Source organism: Micromonospora sp. NPDC057141 (assembly GCF_042670805.1).
Taxonomy (GTDB): Bacteria; Actinomycetota; Actinomycetes; order Mycobacteriales; family Micromonosporaceae; genus Micromonospora.
The window spans coordinates 95,245-111,411 of sequence record NZ_JBHUVA010000008.1 but is presented as its reverse complement, the minus strand read 5'-3'; the positions used below and the strand labels follow the sequence as shown (position 1 = coordinate 111,411).

The following is a 16,167-nucleotide window of genomic DNA, read 5'->3' as shown; positions in this document are numbered from 1 at the left end:
CCGGTCACCGGTCGGCTGCGCGTCGGCCGACCGGAGAACCCATTCCCGCAGCCTTGTCCGCCCGAACGGGCGACGGCCGGCCAACGGGCCGGGATGAAGCCTGACGGCAGCGCGGCGAACCGCGTCGCCGGGCTGGTCCTGGCCGCCGGGGCGGGGCACCGCTACGGCGGCCCCAAGGCACCCGTGTTCCTCGGGCAGGCGCTCCGCGCGCTCCGGGACGGCGGGTGCGAACCACTCGTCGCGGTCCTCGGCGCCGGAGCCCGCGAGACCCGAGCGGCCGTCGACCTGGCAGGCGTCCACGTCGTCGACAATCCGTTCTGGGCCGGGGGGATGGCCTCGTCGTTGCGGCTCGGCATGGACACGGCCGCCGGCCTGCCCGGGGTCTCGGCCGTATGCGTGCACCTGGTGGACATGCCCGGAGTCACCGCGGCGGCGGTGGCCCGGCTGCTGGCCCACGCGCACCCGGGCGGCCTGGCCCGCGCCTGCTACGACGGCGAGCCGGGCCATCCTGTCCTGCTGGGCCGCGACCACTGGGCGGCGGCAGCCGCGACCGCGCGGGGCGACCAGGGCGCGCGGGTGTATCTGCGCCAGTGGGCCGACCAGGTGACCTCCGTCGAGTGTGCCGACGTGGCCGCCGGCTACGACATCGACTCAGACGAATCTCTGCGGGCTGGACCGGCGATCGAATAGGCGATCAGCCCACCGATGGCGAGCACCGCCGCCGTCAGCGTGACGGCCCGGCTGTCGGTCGGCTGGCCCTGCCACGTCGCGGTCGCTCCCCAGGTGCCTTCCCGCGGGTACATGGCCGCGATGGTGGTCCAGCCCAGCGGCACGAACCACGATCGGGTGGCGCCGAGCACCGTCGCGCACAGCGCCGTCAGGCCGAGCAGGCCGGCGGCGTCGCGGGCCACCAGAGCGGCCGGTCCGAAGCGGGCTCCGGTGTGCAACGTGGCGAGCAGGACCACGAGGACGACCGCCATCGGTGACCGCCTCGGCGTTGATCTCAGGGTCCTCCTGGATCACCCCGGGAACCACTCCGTCGTCGGACTGCGGCTCGCGGTCCAGGAGCCAGTAGGCCGCCGCACGTTCCACCACCTCGTTGCGGTTCCGGCACTTTCCGTCGTACGCGACTCCCAGCCCTCTGACGACCTCGGGAACCATGGTGGCCGGGTGGGCGAGCCCGCCACGCTTGTCGATCCGGATCTCGATCGTGACGACACCGCCCTGGGTGGCTGGCCAGGCCTCGTCGAACCCGATCATCCAGATCGCGAGCGCACCGCTGACCGGTTGTCGATCGTCTGGTAGTCGTGGAACGGAGTCGAGCCATGGACCGGAGAGATCGCGGCGGCCACCCAGTCCGGGGGCCCGATGGTGCTGAAGAAGACCAGCAGTACCCCGGCCACCCCGAGCGTCGGGGCGGTCACCAGGGTGGGAAGCATCCGCCCGATCCCCAGCCCGAGCCACGCCGCAGCGATCAGGGACAGCACACCGACCCCGGTGACGACGACGAAGTTCAGCAAAGGCAGGTGCCGGGCGGTGGTGGCGAACAGTTCGCCGACTTTCGCCCGGTGCTCCCGGCGGCCCTGCCAGGCGCCTGCGGCAAGGGCCAACGGCCACAACAGGTCCGATGGGTGGCACTGCGTCCGTTGCCGAGTCGGCGAAGGTCCTCGATCGGCCACGGTTTCGTCTGCGGTCGTGTTCTGGGACGCATCGGTCCCCGTGGCGCCGGGCGCGCCATCGCCTCGGCGTCGAGCTCGGCGAGCAACCACGCGACGTGGGGGACGCAGGCGACGGGCACGGCGACCAGGACGACATTCGCGTGTCGCTCAGGCGTGGGGTACGCCTCCTCGGTGGCCGGTGCGGTCGGCGCTGCCGGGGCGGGTGCGGCCGGTTCACCAGCGGTGGTCACGACAGGGCCGGGTGGGCAGACACCGTCACGGTGGAAGGGACGAACCGGTAGCCCAGCCCGCGGACCGTCACGATCATGGGTGGCTGGCCGCTGTCCAGGCCCAGCCGCTTGCGCAGCCGCTTGATGTGCACCGTGAGGGTGTTCGAGGTGTCCCCGGACAACCCGTGCCAGACCGCCGACAGCAACTGCTCACGGGTGACGGTGCGGTCAGCGTGGGTCATGAAGAAGTACAGCAGCCGGAACTCCTTCATCGGCAACGCCACGAGGCGACCGTGCAGGTGCACCTCCAGCGTGGCCGGGTCGGCTCTGAGCCCGCCGATCTCGATCGGCGGGTCGAGGGAACTGGCGCTGTCCGGCCGGATGGCCCGCAGGATCGGGATGATCTCGTCGGTACGGTACGGACGCCGTACGCACGCGGTGGCCCCATCCTTGAGCACGGCGGCGGCCAACGGCCCGTCGTCGTCGCCGACCCCGACGACCGTCGGGATGCCGGCCCGGCCGGCGAGCAGCCGCACCAGCTCGGTGCTGCGCATCGTGGCGAGTCCCGCCGCGACCAGAGCCGCGTCCGGTTGCAGGGCCCCTGCCCCGAGCAGCGCCTCCGCGGCGTGTGTGAAGTGGTGCCCGCGGATCCGGTGCCCGGCCAGCTGATCGACCAGCTCGCCGCCGAGCGCGTCGTCGTCATCGACCACGAGCAGCACGAAGCGACCGTCGGCACGTCGGTCGCCCCTGGTGGCCTCGACGAGGTAGTTCATCGGCACCGGCTCCGGTTCAGCTCAAGGCCCTCAGCACCGGCTCACGGCGGGCTGAGGACGGTCCGCCGTGCTGCGACCCACGCGCACGGCAATGACAAAGGCCCGCGAGCCCATCTTGCAGGTCACGGGCTAGATGGTGGGGCTTCGCCACAGCTGCGAAGCCCCACGATGGTCACGATCTCCCGACTGCACCTCCGCCTGACTCCGCTGGGCGTCGACACGGTGACCCGTCAGCCGAACCGGCCGGTGATGTAGTCCTCGGTGCGCTTGTCGGAAGGGTTGGTGAACAGCTTGCCCGTGGGGCTGAACTCGACCAGGCGGCCGTGGCGTTCCTGCTTCTCGTCGACCTCGGCGGTGAAGAACGAGGTGTAGTGGCTGACCCGGGCGGCCTGCTGCATGTTGTGGGTGACGATGACGATGGTGTAGTCGTTCGACAGCTCGAACATCAAGTCTTCGATCTTGGCCGTGGCGATCGGGTCGAGCGCCGAGCAGGGCTCGTCCATGAGGATGATCTCGGGCTTGACGGCGATGGTGCGCGCGATGCACAGCCGCTGCTGCTGGCCGCCGGACAGGGAGAGGCCACTGCTCTTCAGCTTGTCCTTGACCTCGTCCCACAGCGCGGCGTCGCGCAGCGCCTTCTCCACCAGGTCATCCATGTTGGTGACCTTCATGCCGGTGACCCGGGGCCCGTAGGCCACGTTGTCGTAGATCGACTTCGGGAACGGGTTCGGCTTCTGGAAGACCATGCCGATGCGGCGCCGTACCTCGATCGGATCGATGTCCTTGGCGTACAGGTCCTGCCCGTGGTACGTCACCGAGCCGGTCACGCGGGCACCGGGGATCAGGTCGTTCATTCGGTTCAACGACCGCAGGATCGTCGACTTGCCGCACCCGGACGGGCCGATCATCGCGGTGATCTGCTTCTCCTGGATCGGCATCGACGTGCCGCGCACGGCCTCGTAGGCGCCGTAGTACACGCTGACTCCGGACAACTCCATGACCGGAGCGGTCGGGCGGGCCTGGTGCCCGGCTGCCGGCTGGACGCCGACGCCGGCGATGTTGACCGCAGGGCGGCTGGTGGTATCGGGGTTCACGGTGGTCACCTCAGACTCGTTCCAGGGACGGCGGTGCGGGCTGATAGTCACGTGTGCTCACCAGCGCTTCTCGAACCGGTTCCGCACGAAGATCGCGATCGAGTTCATGACCAGCACGATCGCCAGCAGCAGGACGATCGCGCCCGCCGCCAGTTCGGTGTACTCGGCCTGCGACCGCGTGATGAAGGTGTAGATCTGGATCGGCAGCGCGGTGTAACGGCTGTCGAGACCGTCGGGGTTGAAGGTGATGAACGTGACCGCGCCCAGAACGATCAGCGGCGCGGCCTCCCCGATCGCCCGCGACAGCGCCAGGATCGACCCGGTCGCGATACCCGGCACCGCCGAGGGCAGCACCTGCCGCGACACGGTCTGCCACTTGGTGGCGCCGAGGGCGTAGGACGCCTGCCGGATCGACTGTGGCACCGCCCGGATAGCCTCCCGGGTGGCAATGATGACCACCGGCAGCACCAGCAGCGACAGCACGATCGCCGCCGTGATCACGGTGAACCCCAGGCCAAGCGCGCGGGCGATGATGCCCAGGCCGAGAATGCCGAAGATGATCGACGGCACACCGGCGAGATTCTGGATGTTCAGCTCCAGCAGCCGGTTGTACCAGCGGTTGTTGTCCGCGTACTCCTCAAGGTAGATCGCGGACAGGATGCCGATCGGCAGACAGATCACCGCGACCAGCGCGATGATCCACAGCGTACCGACCAACGCCGACTGCACACCGGCGGTGTCCAGGCGGCTGACCAGGCCGGTGGGCATCTCGGTCCACAGCCGGGAGTCCAACCGGTTCCAGGCCTTGATCAGCACCCAGGCCAGCAGAGCGGCGAGCATGCCGAAGGCGATGAGCAGACACGCCTGCATCGCCAGCCGGAAAGCCGTCTCGCCAGGACGGCTGCGGCGTTGGGTCAGCGCAGCACCCGGCGCGGAGGGTTCCGGCCGGGTCGCGGTGGTGACGGTGGGGGCGCTCACTCGTAGACCTCTCTGAAACGGCGGACCATCCGGATCGACACCGCGTTGAGCGCGAAGGTGATCAGGAACAACAACGCGCCGACGGCGAAGACCGAGTCGTAGTCGAGGGTGCCGACCGGGATGTCACCGGAGGAGACGTTCGCGACGAAGGCGGTCATCGTGGCAGCCCCCTCGAGGGGGTTGAGGTTGATCCGGTCGGAGACCAGACCACCGGCGATCGTGACGATCATCGTCTCGCCGACAGCACGGGAGATGCCCAACACGACCGCGGCGACGATGCCGGAGATCGCGGCCGGCACCACGACCCGGGTGGACACCTGCATCTTCGTCGACGCCAGCGCGTAGGCGCCCTCGCGGAGGCTGCGGGGCACCGAGGCCATCGAGTCCTCAGAGATGCTGGCGATCGTCGGCACGATCATGATGCCCATCGCGATGCCCGCGATGAGCAGGTTCTGGAACGCGGGCCCGTTGTCCGTGGGCCACCATCGCTGCAGCAGCGGGTTGAGCGCGAACAGCGCGACGAAGCCGTAGACCACGGTCGGCACGCCGGCCAGGAGCTCGATGATCGGCTTGAGCAGCCGGCGGGTGCGCGGCTTGGCGTACTCGGACAGGTAGATCGCCGAACCCAGACCGATCGGCACCGCGATGGCCAACGAGATCGCGGTCACCACCAGCGTCGCGGCGACCAGCGGCAGCACCCCGTACGCCTTCTGGGCGAAGGTGGGCGTCCAACTGGTGCCGGTGAGGAACTCGACGATGCTCACCTGCTGGAAGAACTCGACGGTCGGCTCGACCAGCGCGATGACGATGCCGATCGTGGTGAGGATCGACACCAGTGCGGCAGCGACAAGCAGCACCCTGACGGTGCTGTCGACGGGGCGACGCCGGCCCCGCCGCAGGGCGCTGCCTGCGGCGGAACCGGCGTTCGAGGCGCGGACGGTCACGTCAGACCGCGGCCTTCAGGGCGTCGAACTCGGACTTCAGCGTAGTCTTCTGCTGCTCGGTCAGCGGGACGTACTTCGCCTCCCCGACGACCCCGTCGATCTTCTCGATGTAGTAGTTGACGAAGTCGGCGACCTGCGGCTTCTTCACCGCGGCGTCGCTGACGTAGATGAACAGCGGCCGGGACAGCGGCTTGTAGGAGTTGTCCTGGGCGGTCTTCAGGCTCGGCTCGACGCAGCCGGCGCCGCCGTCGACCTTCAGCGCCTTGAGCTTGCTGGCGTTCTCCTCGAAGTAGGTGAAGCCGAAGTAGCCGAGGCCGCCCTTGGTGCCGGCGACACCCTGCACGATCACGTTGTCGTTCTCCGACGCGGTGTAGTCGGTGCGGCTGGCACCCTCCTCACCGTTGATCTCGTCGGTGAAGTAGTCGAACGTGCCGGAGTCGGTGCCCGGGCCGAAGAGCTTCAGCGGCTCGCTCGGGAACTTCGGGTCGATCTGGTTCCAGTTGTTGACCTTGGAACTGGGCTCCCAGAGCTTCTTCAGCTGGTCGACGGTGAGGCAGTCGGCCCAGGTGTTGTCCTTGCTGACGACCACGGTGAGCGCGTCGTTGGCGACGATCAGCTCCTTGTACTTGATGCCGGCCGCCTCGCAGGCAGCCTTCTCCTTGTCCTTGATCGGACGGGAGGCGTCAGAGATGTCGGTCTCACCCTTGCAGAACTTCTCGAAACCGCCGCCGGTGCCGGAGGTGCCCACCGAGACGTTGACGCCGGGCTGCCCACCGTCCTCCTTGTACAGGGTGGCGGCAGCCTCGCTCAGCGGAGCGACGGTGCTCGACCCGTCCACCTTCACCTCGCCGGAGAGCTTCGTCTCGCCGCCAGCGGCGTCGTCGTTCTCGGCGTTATTGCTGCAGCCGGTAAGCGCGAGCGCGGCGAGCGCGACGCCGGCGAGGACGCGCCGCGAAAGCACGTTGCGGTTCACCAGGTAAGCCTCTCTATCGGGGTGCATCAGCCCGTCCGGGCCGTACGAGAGTCAAGGTAGGAGGACCAGGTAGCCGGCCCACCGGACGTAGGTGAACGAAAAATGAACTCCCCCGCGCGGACGGTGGCCCGCCGCGACAGAAATGTGACGTGAGGACGGACCCGTGCCTGGATGTCCGAAACGGAGGCGCTCGCTAGAGGCGGATGTCACCGGTCACGAGGTACACCACCTGACGCGCGACGTTGACCGCATGGTCGGCGAAGCGCTCGTAGTAGCGGCCCACCAGAGCGAGATCGATCGCCGGCTCGATGCCGTAGGGCCACGCCGACACCAGCAGGGACAGCAGGCTGGCGTGGGCGGCGTCGACCTCGTCGTCGTCGAGCCCCAGCTGCATCGCGTCCAGCGAATCCCGGGTGGCCAGGACGACGGCTGCCTTGTCCGCGATACGCGCGGCGGCGGCGGCCAGGGTGGTGAGCACGGCCGAGGCCAACGGCGGCACGACGGCAACGGGATGACGCATCAGCGCGATCTTGGCGATATGCACCGCCAGATCACCCATGCGTTCAAGGTCTCCGGCAATACGCATCGCGCACAGCACCAGCCGCAGGTCGGAGGCGACGGGCTGGTGCCGTGCCAGCAGCAGCGGAATCATCTCCTCGACCTCGGCACGCCGGGCGTCGAGCAGGGCGTCACCGCACAGCACCGCCTCCGCGGCGTCGCGGTCCACCTGCAGCAAGGCGCTGCTGGCACCCCGGATGGCCGCCGCAGCATCACGGCTCATCACCGCGAGGAGCCCGGTGAGCCGGTCGAGTTGTTCGCCGTAGGTATCCCTGCTCACCCGCACCCCTCCTCCTGCACGCCTCATGCCGGCCCATGACCTTGGCCGGCAGCCGGCGAGAATCCGGCCATCGTCGAACGCTGCCCAGCAGGCACGGTCTGCCACAGAACCGTACCGGGTGCGGGGTCACCCGACAGGACCGCTGTTGCCCGACGGGTTGCTCGACACACCAGGTCGAGGAGAGCCCCTCACCATGAGCGGGGTCCCCGAAGGCTGGCCCGACCCGAACGGCGCTGCCATCCCCGGGTTCAGTGGCAGGCGGTACCGGCGGCGCGGGATCAGGGTCGGCCGGGGCGCGGGACAGGTCCGCGAGGCCGATCGGCCTGACCGGACGCGGCCGGAATGCGAAGAGTGAACACCGCTCCCGTCCCGGCGGTGCCGGAGACGTCTGCGGTGCCGGAGACCTCTGCGGTGCCGCCGTGCGACTCGGCGATCTTGCGGACGATGGCGAGCCCGAGACCGCTGCCGCCCGTTCGCCGGTTGCGGGATTTCTCGGCCCGCCAGAACCGTTCGAAAACCAGGTCACGCTGTTCTTCCGGAATTCCCGGCCCGGTATCGGCCACGACGATCTCGGCGTACGCTGCATGATGCCGTGCGGAGAGGGTGACCTGGCCGTTGGCGGGCGTGTGCCGGATCGCGTTGGTGACCAGGTTGCCGATGGCCTGCCGGAGCCGGAACGGATCGGCGCTGAGAGTGCCGGGTGCGGCATTGACGACCAGCGCGACCCCGGCGGACTCGGCGGCAGGGGCGAAGGCGTCCGCGACCTCCTGCAGCAGTTCGGGCACCTCGGTCTGTCGCCGGTGCAGTTTCAGCTCGCCCGCATCGGCTGCGGCGAGGTCCTGGAGGTCGTCGATGACGTGCTGGAGTAGCAGTGCCTCGTCCAGCAGCGAGCTGACCAGGTCCACGTTCAGTTCGACCACCCCGTCCTCGGCCGCCTCCAACCAGCCGCGGATGTTCGTCACCGGCGTACGCATCTCGTGGGCGATGTCGCCGACCATGTCGCGACGCAGCTGCTCGACCTGGCACCGCTGTTCGGCCATCTCGTTGAACGCGTTGCCCAGCCGGGCGATCTCGTCGCGTCCGGAGACCCGGACCCGTGCCGTGGTGTCGCCGTTGCGCATCCGCCCGGCCGCGGCGGTCAACGCGTGTAGCGGCCGGACCAGGCGTACCCCCACCAGCACCGTGACACCGACCGCGACGAGCAGCACCAGCCCGGCCACCCCGAAGATCCGCAACCGGTTGGCCGGGGTGAGGTCGAAGGCGCCGACCGGCACCGGGGTACCCGGGTCGGTGACGAACAGCAGCACGGGTGGCGCGACGTGATCGGCAATCTGGGTACGACGTGCCTCGGAGACGCAGCCATAGACGTCGTCGCGCTGTTCGGTGGTGATCGGGCCGACCCCGGTCGGGGTCCACTGTCCGTCGAGGTCGGTTCGCACCGCCGGTATCCGCTGGCGGACCAGGCACGTGTTGACCAGGTCGTCGAGCTGACCCAGCGCTCTTCGCTCGGTGGGGGTCGGCCCAGCCAGCGCGTCGAGTTCCCTTGCACACCGGGTGTCGCCGGTGACGGTGGCGCCTCGGGACTCGACGCGGGGCCGACCGCTGGGGTCGACGACGATCTCCGCGTCGGCGTACGCCGGAAGTAGCCCTTCCGCCGCGATCATCGGGACTGGGGTGGCGACCTCGACCGGGCCGCGCAGACAGTCCCGTGCTCTTTCAGCCATCTTGCGTAGCGCGGCGCGTTCGGTGCCCGGTAGCTGGTACGGGCCGGTCGCCCGCGCGTCGATGCCGCCGCGTCCCACCGTGCCAGCCAGGTTGGTGTCGACGTCGAGCGGGTCGACGGTGGCGGAGGCCCGTTGCGGCAGGGTTCCCTCACTGGACGCGGCGATCGGGGTGCGGTTACGGTCGGTCAGGACGACTCGTCGCTCGGTGGCCGCCGCGAGGGACCGCACCAGCGGCAGTACGCCCGTCCAGTCCCGGTGGGTCGCGGCGTGCCCGAGCAGCGCGTCGTAGATTCTCGCGTCGTCGGCGAGCGCCCGGCCGCGCTCCTGCTGGAGTGCCCGGGTCGTGTCGCGTACGGCGAGCCAGGCGGTCGCCGAGATCGAGAGTACGGAGATCACCACGCTGAGGGCGAGCAGCCGGACCAGGAGGCTGCCGCGTCTGCGCCACTCAGCCATCGGCGAGCTTGTATCCAATGCCGTACACGGTGAGCAGCCGTACCGGGCGTCGGGGATTCGCCTCGATCTTGCGGCGCAGGTTCATCACGTGCACGTCGACCGTGCGGGCTGTGATGTACGAATCGTGCCCGTGCAGCCGGCGAAGCAGCTGATCGCGGCTGAAAACCCTACCCGGCTCCGCCGCGAACGCGCTCAACAGGGCGAACTCGCCCGGGGTGCACACCACCGGGGCACCCGCGACGGTGACCTCGTGGCGTACCGGATCAAGGAGAAGGTCACCCACCCGCAGTGACGGCGCGACGGGCCGCGCAGCCGCGGACCGGGTCCGGCGGAGCAGGGTGCGGACCCGCGCCGCCAGTTCCCGCGGGCTGTACGGCTTCGTCAGGTAGTCGTCGGCTCCCAGGTCCAGGCCAAGCAGCAGGTCGTCCTCGGTGCTGCGGGCGGTGACCATCAGCACCGGCACCTCCGAGTCCCGACGCAGGATGCGGCACACGTCGAGTCCGTCGACGCGCGGCATCATGACGTCCAGCACCAGCAGGTCCGGCGGGCAGTGGCGGATCTCGTCCAGGGCGGCCCGGCCGTCGTGGACCACCGACACCCGGTGGCCCTCGTGCTCCAAGTACCGCCGGAGCAGTTCGGCCTGCTTGGGGTCGTCCTCGGCGACCAGCACGTTCGCGTTCACGGCGGCGAGTCTATGAGGCGTCAGGGCATCGAAACAGGTCGAGAACGGGGCCACTACCGGATCACAACAGGTCTCTGACAAGTGGCCGCCAGGATCTCCGGCCATGGCATACCGAAAACTCGTCCCGCTCGCCGCCTTGGTGTTCCTCGCGGCCTGCGGCCACACCCCGCAGGAGGCCCTGACGGTGGCCTCGTTGCCGAGCGCCACGGCGTCCACGGCGTCCACCGCGCAGCCGGCGTCCACGGCGCAGCCAAAGGCGGCGGGCACCGCGGACAGCGGGGGCAGCGTCGGCATCCGGCTGCGGCTGGATACGAGCGACGCTGAGGAAGCCCGCTTCTGGGAGGAGTGGAAGGCCTGCATGTTCGCCAACGGCGGCAAGGACGTCACCGCCGAGTTGGGCATCCAGATCGGCATCAGCCGTCGGATGCTCGATGTGGCGAACTCGCCGCGCGAGGCTCACGAGAAGTGCCAGCCGAAGAAGCCGCTTCCCCCGGTCGAACTGGACGAGCGGACCAACCCGAACTACCCCGCGCAGTGGCAGGAGATGGTCCGATGCCTGCGTAGGAACGGCCTGAGGGTGCACGCGGACAAACCCGGTGAGTGGAGCTACGACGGCCAGGGATCCGCCCTCGGCGTCGAGGACGAAGAGGCCCTCCAGGACCGCTGCATGCTCGAGGTCTTCAGTGGCGAGAAGTAGCCCTGCTGGCCGCCGCCGACTGGGGGCGCACTCGCCATCGGTGTGATCGCCGGCGTCCATCCCGCTGTCCGGGCCGCCCGGCTCGCTCCAACGGAGGCCCGGTCCCTGAAAAGGAGAAGAAGTTGTCACTGTTGAAAGGCCTGGCGGCGGTGGTTCTGCTCGCGGCCGGCCTTGCGCCCACGTCACCCGCCCAGGCGAAGGACCGCACCTATCCGGTCAGGTCGCTCGACTACACCCTCGGCGACAGCGCTTTCACGGTCGCCGGTTTCCACACCGACGGCCCGGACTCGCCGACCCTGGCACCGATCGAGCTGACCGGCAACGTGCACTACCCGGCCACGGGCAGCGGGCCGTTTCCGCTGGTGGTGCTCTCGCACGGCTACTGGGGCACGTGCGCCGACCGCGCTGCCGACGCCGAGGCGGCTCGTATCGAGAAGGAGTCGCCAGACGACTACTATGATGATCCACGCTGGTTGGAGGCCATCCACCGGCTCTGGCAGTGGCCCTGTGCGCCCGGTGTCGCGGCGCTGCCCAGCTACCGAGGCTACGACTACCTCACCCAAGAGCTCGCCGCCCAGGGCATGATCGTCATCTCGATCAGCGCCAACGGAATCAACGCCGGCCAGATCGGCACCGAGGCCGACAACGCCCGCTCGAAACTCATCAACAAGCATCTCGCGCTCTGGACCGAACTGGCCCGCACCGGCGGTGGCGCCCTGGCCGGCCATTTCAGCGGCCCGACCCCGGAATTCAAGGACAAGATCGACTTTTCTCGTACGGGGACACTCGGCCACTCACGCGGCGGCCGTGCGGTGGCCTGGCACGCCGCAGACGTCCACCGCGCCGACCTTCCCGCAGGCGTACGAGTGGCCGGCGTCCTCGCGCTCGCCGCCGCCGGCTCGGGCGCCGCCACCAACCCGGGTTCCCCGGATGCCGAGCTCTACCGGGTGACCTCGGCGCCGCTCGCGGTCTGGGTCGGTGGCTGCGACAGCGAGCAGGGTCTCGACTATGCGACGTTGGCAACCGGTCACACCCGTAAGCCGATCTACACCTGGCATGTCCGCGGCGCCAACCACAACTTCCTCAACACCCAGTGGTCTCCCGAGAGCGGGCAGGTCGGCGCAATCGACGACCAGGGCTTCGGCCCGGCGCCGGGCTGGTGCGGCACCCCGACGTTCCCGGACTGGGACCCGGACAGCGGCACCCCGGAGCCGCCGATCGAGTGGTCGCACGTGACCCGCAAACTGACCGAGACCGAACAGCGCCAGGTCAGCGCCGGATACGTCACCGCGTTCTTCCGTTCGGTGCTGCTGGACGATCAGCAGGCCGAGGCGGTCATCAGCGGCTGCGTCGACCCGTACGCCTCGTTCACCGTGGTCGACGCAGAGAAGATCGTTCCCCAGTCTCGGCGGGGACCGAGGTAGCCCCGCACGGCCGGTGAAGCTCGGGTCTTCGAGTCGTCGTATCTCGCCTCGTTGCCGCTCCGCACGCCCGTTCGCTGTGCCCGTGGGGACAGACCGTAGCACCACGAAAAATCAGTGATCTAGCGTTTTGCCTGGTGGGCCGGAGGCACCACCAGGCAAAACGGCGGCCATCGCCGGTGACCCGCTGCGCCCAGGTTTGCCCAGATCACGGACGTCAGGCGATGCTCGATGACCTCGACTTGCCGATGGGCCCGGTTCGCCGGAGCAACTGGCCACTCCGTACACGATGTCGGCTGAGGCTCGCGGAGATCAGGCGATCTGCCGAAGGTCGCTGCCGTAGTCGAAGATGATCCGCATCCGGGCGCCCAACGCTCGTGCGTACCGGCTGAGGGTCGCCACCTCGTTGGCGTCCAGGTCGCCGTTTTCGATCTGGCTCACCCGGCCGGGCGTGACTCCCATCAGCTCGGCCACCTGCCGCTGGGTGAGACCGAGACGCTTGCGCTCCTCGGCGAGATGGAACGCGCTGACCCACGCCTCGGTGCGGGCGCGCTCCGCATCGAGCGCGTCGTCGTCCCCATCGTGCAACTCGGCGCGGATGTCGTCCCAGTCGTGGAAATCGCTCATCAGCTCCTGAAAGGTGTCCTACCAACGGTAGGCGTCGCGCCGGTGGCGGATCGAGTGGATCTCCACGACTCGTTTCGCCTCGTTGATCCGGTAGACGATCCGGTAGGTGCCACGCCGGGCGGAGTGGAAGCCGTCGAAGGGTTCGTCGAGAGGCTTGCCCACCCGGTACGGGTTGATCGCGATCGCCCGCTGGATGGTCTCCGTCGCCGCGATCGCCACCTCCAGCGGCAGGTCCTCGTGCAGGTTGCGACGAGCCTGACGGGAGAACATCACCGTGTACGGGCTGAGCGGTTCGTCTGTGTGGTCGTCCATCCGCCTGCCTCCTGGAGGCATCAGGCCGCCCTGCTTCGACGCCGCTCCAGCTCGGAACGAACCTCGTCCACCGAGAACGTGTCGCCGGCCGCGAAATCCTCCCGCGACTGGCGCAGGTCTGCGAGGGTCTCGTCGTCGGACAGCAGGTCCAACGTTTCCCGCATCGACTCGTATTCGGCTACCGAGATCAGCATCACGTCGGCCCGGCCGTTACGGGTGATCGTGAAGTGATCATGCTCCCTGGCGACCCGGTCGGCGAGTTCGGCGATCCGGGCCTTGGCTTCCGTGATCGGAATGGTCTCCATGCCAACCACTTTAACGACCGGTCAGAATCATGGCCAATCCGACTGCTCATTGCGACGGCCACGGCTCGTTCGCCTCGTTGATCCGGCATGTGCCGCGTCGGGCGAATGGAAGCCGTCGGTGGACACCGGGGTGACAACCCACTGACGATCCGTGTCCGAGCGTGGAGCCATCCGTGGCAGCCGGACGACTACGGGGAAGTCCGACGTCTGGTGGAGGCCATCGACGCTCCTCCGACAGAGAGCGAGCCCAGCCGAACCACCGAGGGAGACGGTCTCAGCTGATCATGCGGCGGCCAACGCGGGCCGGGAAGGTACGCCCGTGCTTACCGTAGTCAACCCTGATGAGCCCACGCCGTCGGCGGTGCCGCAGCCGGCCGTGTCCGTGTCTGGCGGGTCGTTGATCGACGAGATCGTGCGTGACGGTGTCCGTAGGATGCTCGCGGCGGCCCTCGAAGCCGAGGTCGCCGCGTACATCGCCGCCCATGCCGAGAAGGTCGACGCGCAGGGCCGCCGGTTGGTGGTGCGCAACGGTCATGCCCGGCCGCGGCAGGTGCTCACCAGCGCCGGTGCGGTCGTGGTGACCACGCCGCGGGTCAACGACGGGCGCGTTGACGAGCAGACGGGTGAGCGGCGGTGGTTCGCCTCGGCGATCCTGCCGGCGTGGTGCCGTAGGTCCCCGCAGATCAGCGAGGTGCTGCTGCTGTTGTACCTGCACGGTCTGTCCTCGCAGGACTTCGTGCCCGCCCTGGAGCAGTTCCTCGGCACGAGTTCCGGGTTGTCCGCCGCGACGATCACCCGGCTGACCGTTCAGTGGCAGGACGAGGCCCGCGCCTTCCACGGTCGGGACCTGTCGACGGCCGACTACGTGTACGTGTGGGCCGACGGCGTGCATCTCACCGTGCGTCTCGACGAGGAGAAACTGTGCCTGCTGGTGATCGTCGGCGTCCGCGTCGACGGCCGTAAGGAGCTCGTCGCCCTGGCCGAGGGCTACCGGCCCTCGGCCGGGTCGTGGGCCGATCTGCTGCGTGACTGCAAGCGGCGGGGGATGCGCGCCCCGGTCCTGGCCGTCGGTGACGGGCGCTCGGGTTCTGGAACGCGCTGCGCGAGGTGTTCCCGCAGACGCGGGAGCAGCGCTGTTGGTTCCACAAGATCGGCAACGTCCTGGCCGCGCTGCCGAAGTCCGCGCATCCCGGGGCGAAGAAGGCCCTCGCGGAGATCTGGAACGCTGAGGACCGCGAGCACGCCCGCCGCGCGGTGGCCGCGTTCAAGCTCGCCTACGGGGCGAAGTTCGGCAAAGCTGTCGCGAAGGTCGTCGACGACCTCGACGAGTTGCTGGCCTTCTACGACTTCCCCGCCGAGCACTGGGTGCATCTGCGCACCACCAATCCGATCGAGTCGACCTTCGCGACCGTCCGGCACCACACCAAGGTCACCAAGGGCCCCGGCTCCAAGGCCGCCGGCCTCGCCATGGCGTTCAAGCTCATCGAGGCCGCCCAGCACCGATGGCGAGCCGTCAACGCACCCCACCTCGTCGCCCTGGTCCGCGCCAGCGCCCGCTTCGAACGCGGCAAACTCGTCGAACGACCCACCGCCGAGCCCGTCACGAGCACGGCCACGGCTGCCTGATCAAGATCTCTCATCCACAAGTCTTGACTATTGCTCTGCTTCACCCGCACCCGCTACGGCAAGCACGCCACCTGCACCGCTCCAAGGCTCCCCGCCGACGACCTCGACCACATGGTCCTCAAAGCCCTACACGCCTTCTACACCACCGCCGAACCCGTCCTCACCGCAATGATCGAACGCGCCTACGCCCAGCGAGACACCACCCGCGACGACCGACGCGCCGAACTCACCTCCACCGCCCACCAGATCACCACGACCGAGGCCGCCATCAGCCGATACCACACGGCTTTCGAGAACGGCACCATGGACGACGCCACCGCCGGCCCCCGCATCCGCGAACGCCGCCAACGACTGACCCAACTCCACACCCGGCACGCCGAACTCGAAGCCGACCTCGCCACCCAATCCACACCGCCACCACCCGGCACCATCACCCGGATCCGCGACCACCTCACCACGATCATGACCAGTGGCACCCCCACCGAACGCAAGGCAGCCATCGAAACCCTCATCGCCGAGGTCCGACTCACCGACCAGGGCATCGTCCCCGTGTTCAAGATCCCCACCGACACGACGATGCCCCCGCCCGACCCGGACGGGGGCACTCACGATGAACCACCGGTTCGCACAATGGTGCGGTCGGTGGGCCGCCTGGGACTCGAACCCAGAACCTAAGGATTAAAAGTCCTCAGCTCTGCCATTGAGCTAACGGCCCGCTGAGCCACAGATTACCCGAGTGCCTTCCCCGGGGCGGGTCCGCCTGCGGGCAGCCCTGCGGCCCGGTGTGGCCAACCGCGCTGGAGGCCGTAGACGGACTCCGGTCCTACGTGAC

Annotated in this window: 17 protein-coding genes, 1 tRNA gene and 1 pseudogene; 5 read left to right on the top strand and 14 right to left on the bottom strand. The window is 69.0% G+C overall.

Annotated features, from left to right (window positions below; all coding sequences use genetic code 11):
- Positions 1 to 93 precede the first annotated feature (93 nt).
- On the top strand, positions 94 to 690 hold the full coding sequence (locus ACFT41_RS08240; RefSeq protein WP_377582892.1) for an NTP transferase domain-containing protein: 597 nt from the start codon (positions 94 to 96) through the stop codon (positions 688 to 690).
- On the opposite strand, the gene ACFT41_RS08235 is transcribed toward ACFT41_RS08240, so the two are convergent.
- The 10 genes from ACFT41_RS08235 to ACFT41_RS08190 all read right to left on the bottom strand — a co-directional run bounded on the left by ACFT41_RS08235 (position 639) and on the right by ACFT41_RS08190 (position 10,347).
- On the bottom strand, positions 639 to 980 hold the full coding sequence (locus ACFT41_RS08235; protein ID WP_377582894.1) for a hypothetical protein: 342 nt from the start codon (positions 978 to 980) through the stop codon (positions 639 to 641). The genes ACFT41_RS08240 and ACFT41_RS08235 overlap by 52 nt on opposite strands.
- A 276-nt stretch (positions 981 to 1,256) precedes the next feature.
- Positions 1,257 to 1,610 (bottom strand): hypothetical protein, encoded by a 354-nt coding sequence (locus tag ACFT41_RS08230; RefSeq protein ID WP_377582896.1) that lies wholly within the window; start codon positions 1,608 to 1,610, stop codon positions 1,257 to 1,259.
- 295 nt (positions 1,611 to 1,905) lie between these two features.
- Positions 1,906 to 2,661 (bottom strand): winged helix-turn-helix domain-containing protein, encoded by a 756-nt coding sequence (locus ACFT41_RS08225; protein WP_377582898.1) that lies wholly within the window; start codon positions 2,659 to 2,661, stop codon positions 1,906 to 1,908.
- A 230-nt stretch (positions 2,662 to 2,891) separates the two neighbouring features.
- Complete coding sequence (gene pstB, locus ACFT41_RS08220) at positions 2,892 to 3,755, bottom strand: phosphate ABC transporter ATP-binding protein PstB (RefSeq protein ID WP_377582934.1); 864 nt, start codon at positions 3,753 to 3,755, stop codon at positions 2,892 to 2,894.
- Between the two features lie 57 nt (positions 3,756 to 3,812).
- On the bottom strand, positions 3,813 to 4,733 hold the full coding sequence (gene pstA, locus ACFT41_RS08215; protein WP_377582900.1) for a phosphate ABC transporter permease PstA: 921 nt from the start codon (positions 4,731 to 4,733) through the stop codon (positions 3,813 to 3,815).
- Positions 4,730 to 5,677 (bottom strand): phosphate ABC transporter permease subunit PstC, encoded by a 948-nt coding sequence (gene pstC / locus ACFT41_RS08210; RefSeq protein ID WP_377582902.1) that lies wholly within the window; start codon positions 5,675 to 5,677, stop codon positions 4,730 to 4,732. The genes pstA and pstC overlap by 4 nt, the downstream gene beginning before the upstream one ends.
- Before the next feature lies 1 nt (position 5,678).
- Complete coding sequence (locus tag ACFT41_RS08205) at positions 5,679 to 6,650, bottom strand: PstS family phosphate ABC transporter substrate-binding protein (protein WP_377582904.1); 972 nt, start codon at positions 6,648 to 6,650, stop codon at positions 5,679 to 5,681.
- Between the two features lie 193 nt (positions 6,651 to 6,843).
- Entirely contained in the window at positions 6,844 to 7,515 is a 672-nt protein-coding gene (phoU, locus tag ACFT41_RS08200; RefSeq protein ID WP_377613763.1) for a phosphate signaling complex protein PhoU, read from the bottom strand.
- 251 nt (positions 7,516 to 7,766) lie between these two features.
- Positions 7,767 to 9,665, bottom strand: coding sequence for a sensor histidine kinase (locus ACFT41_RS08195; RefSeq protein ID WP_377582908.1), 1,899 nt, complete (start codon positions 9,663 to 9,665; stop codon positions 7,767 to 7,769).
- The gene (locus ACFT41_RS08190) at positions 9,658 to 10,347 is read right to left on the bottom strand and encodes a response regulator transcription factor (protein ID WP_377582910.1); all 690 of its coding nucleotides are present in this window, start codon (positions 10,345 to 10,347) and stop codon (positions 9,658 to 9,660) included. The genes ACFT41_RS08195 and ACFT41_RS08190 overlap by 8 nt, the downstream gene beginning before the upstream one ends.
- 103 nt (positions 10,348 to 10,450) lie before the next feature.
- Between ACFT41_RS08190 and ACFT41_RS08185 the strand changes: the two genes are divergently transcribed.
- Both ACFT41_RS08185 and ACFT41_RS08180 read left to right on the top strand, forming a co-directional pair.
- Entirely contained in the window at positions 10,451 to 11,044 is a 594-nt protein-coding gene (locus tag ACFT41_RS08185) for a hypothetical protein (RefSeq protein ID WP_377582912.1), read from the top strand.
- Between the two features lie 122 nt (positions 11,045 to 11,166).
- Positions 11,167 to 12,468 carry a hypothetical protein gene (locus ACFT41_RS08180; protein WP_377582914.1) on the top strand — a complete coding sequence of 434 codons (1,302 nt, stop codon included), beginning with the start codon at positions 11,167 to 11,169 and terminating at the stop codon, positions 12,466 to 12,468.
- 309 nt (positions 12,469 to 12,777) lie between these two features.
- On the opposite strand, the gene ACFT41_RS08175 is transcribed toward ACFT41_RS08180, so the two are convergent.
- The 3 genes from ACFT41_RS08175 to ACFT41_RS08165 are packed head-to-tail and all read right to left on the bottom strand — an operon-like array spanning position 12,778 to position 13,709.
- The gene (locus ACFT41_RS08175) at positions 12,778 to 13,092 is read right to left on the bottom strand and encodes a transcriptional regulator (RefSeq protein ID WP_282312898.1); all 315 of its coding nucleotides are present in this window, start codon (positions 13,090 to 13,092) and stop codon (positions 12,778 to 12,780) included.
- Between the two features lie 18 nt (positions 13,093 to 13,110).
- Positions 13,111 to 13,404 (bottom strand): type II toxin-antitoxin system RelE/ParE family toxin, encoded by a 294-nt coding sequence (locus ACFT41_RS08170; RefSeq protein ID WP_377582916.1) that lies wholly within the window; start codon positions 13,402 to 13,404, stop codon positions 13,111 to 13,113.
- Positions 13,405 to 13,424: 20 nt separating this feature from the next.
- Positions 13,425 to 13,709 carry a type II toxin-antitoxin system Phd/YefM family antitoxin gene (locus ACFT41_RS08165; protein WP_377582918.1) on the bottom strand — a complete coding sequence of 95 codons (285 nt, stop codon included), beginning with the start codon at positions 13,707 to 13,709 and terminating at the stop codon, positions 13,425 to 13,427.
- A gap of 319 nt (positions 13,710 to 14,028) precedes the next feature.
- Here ACFT41_RS08165 and ACFT41_RS08160 point away from each other — a divergent pair.
- Together ACFT41_RS08160 and ACFT41_RS08155 are read left to right on the top strand one after the other, a co-directional pair.
- Positions 14,029 to 15,335 (top strand): annotated as a pseudogene (locus ACFT41_RS08160) (IS256 family transposase).
- 30 nt (positions 15,336 to 15,365) lie between these two features.
- Complete coding sequence (locus ACFT41_RS08155; RefSeq protein WP_377582920.1) at positions 15,366 to 16,010, top strand: hypothetical protein; 645 nt, start codon at positions 15,366 to 15,368, stop codon at positions 16,008 to 16,010.
- Here the strand turns inward: ACFT41_RS08155 and ACFT41_RS08150 are convergent.
- Positions 15,979 to 16,050: transfer RNA gene (locus ACFT41_RS08150), tRNA-Lys, on the bottom strand. The genes ACFT41_RS08155 and ACFT41_RS08150 overlap by 32 nt on opposite strands.
- Between the last annotated feature and the right edge of the window lie 117 nt (positions 16,051 to 16,167).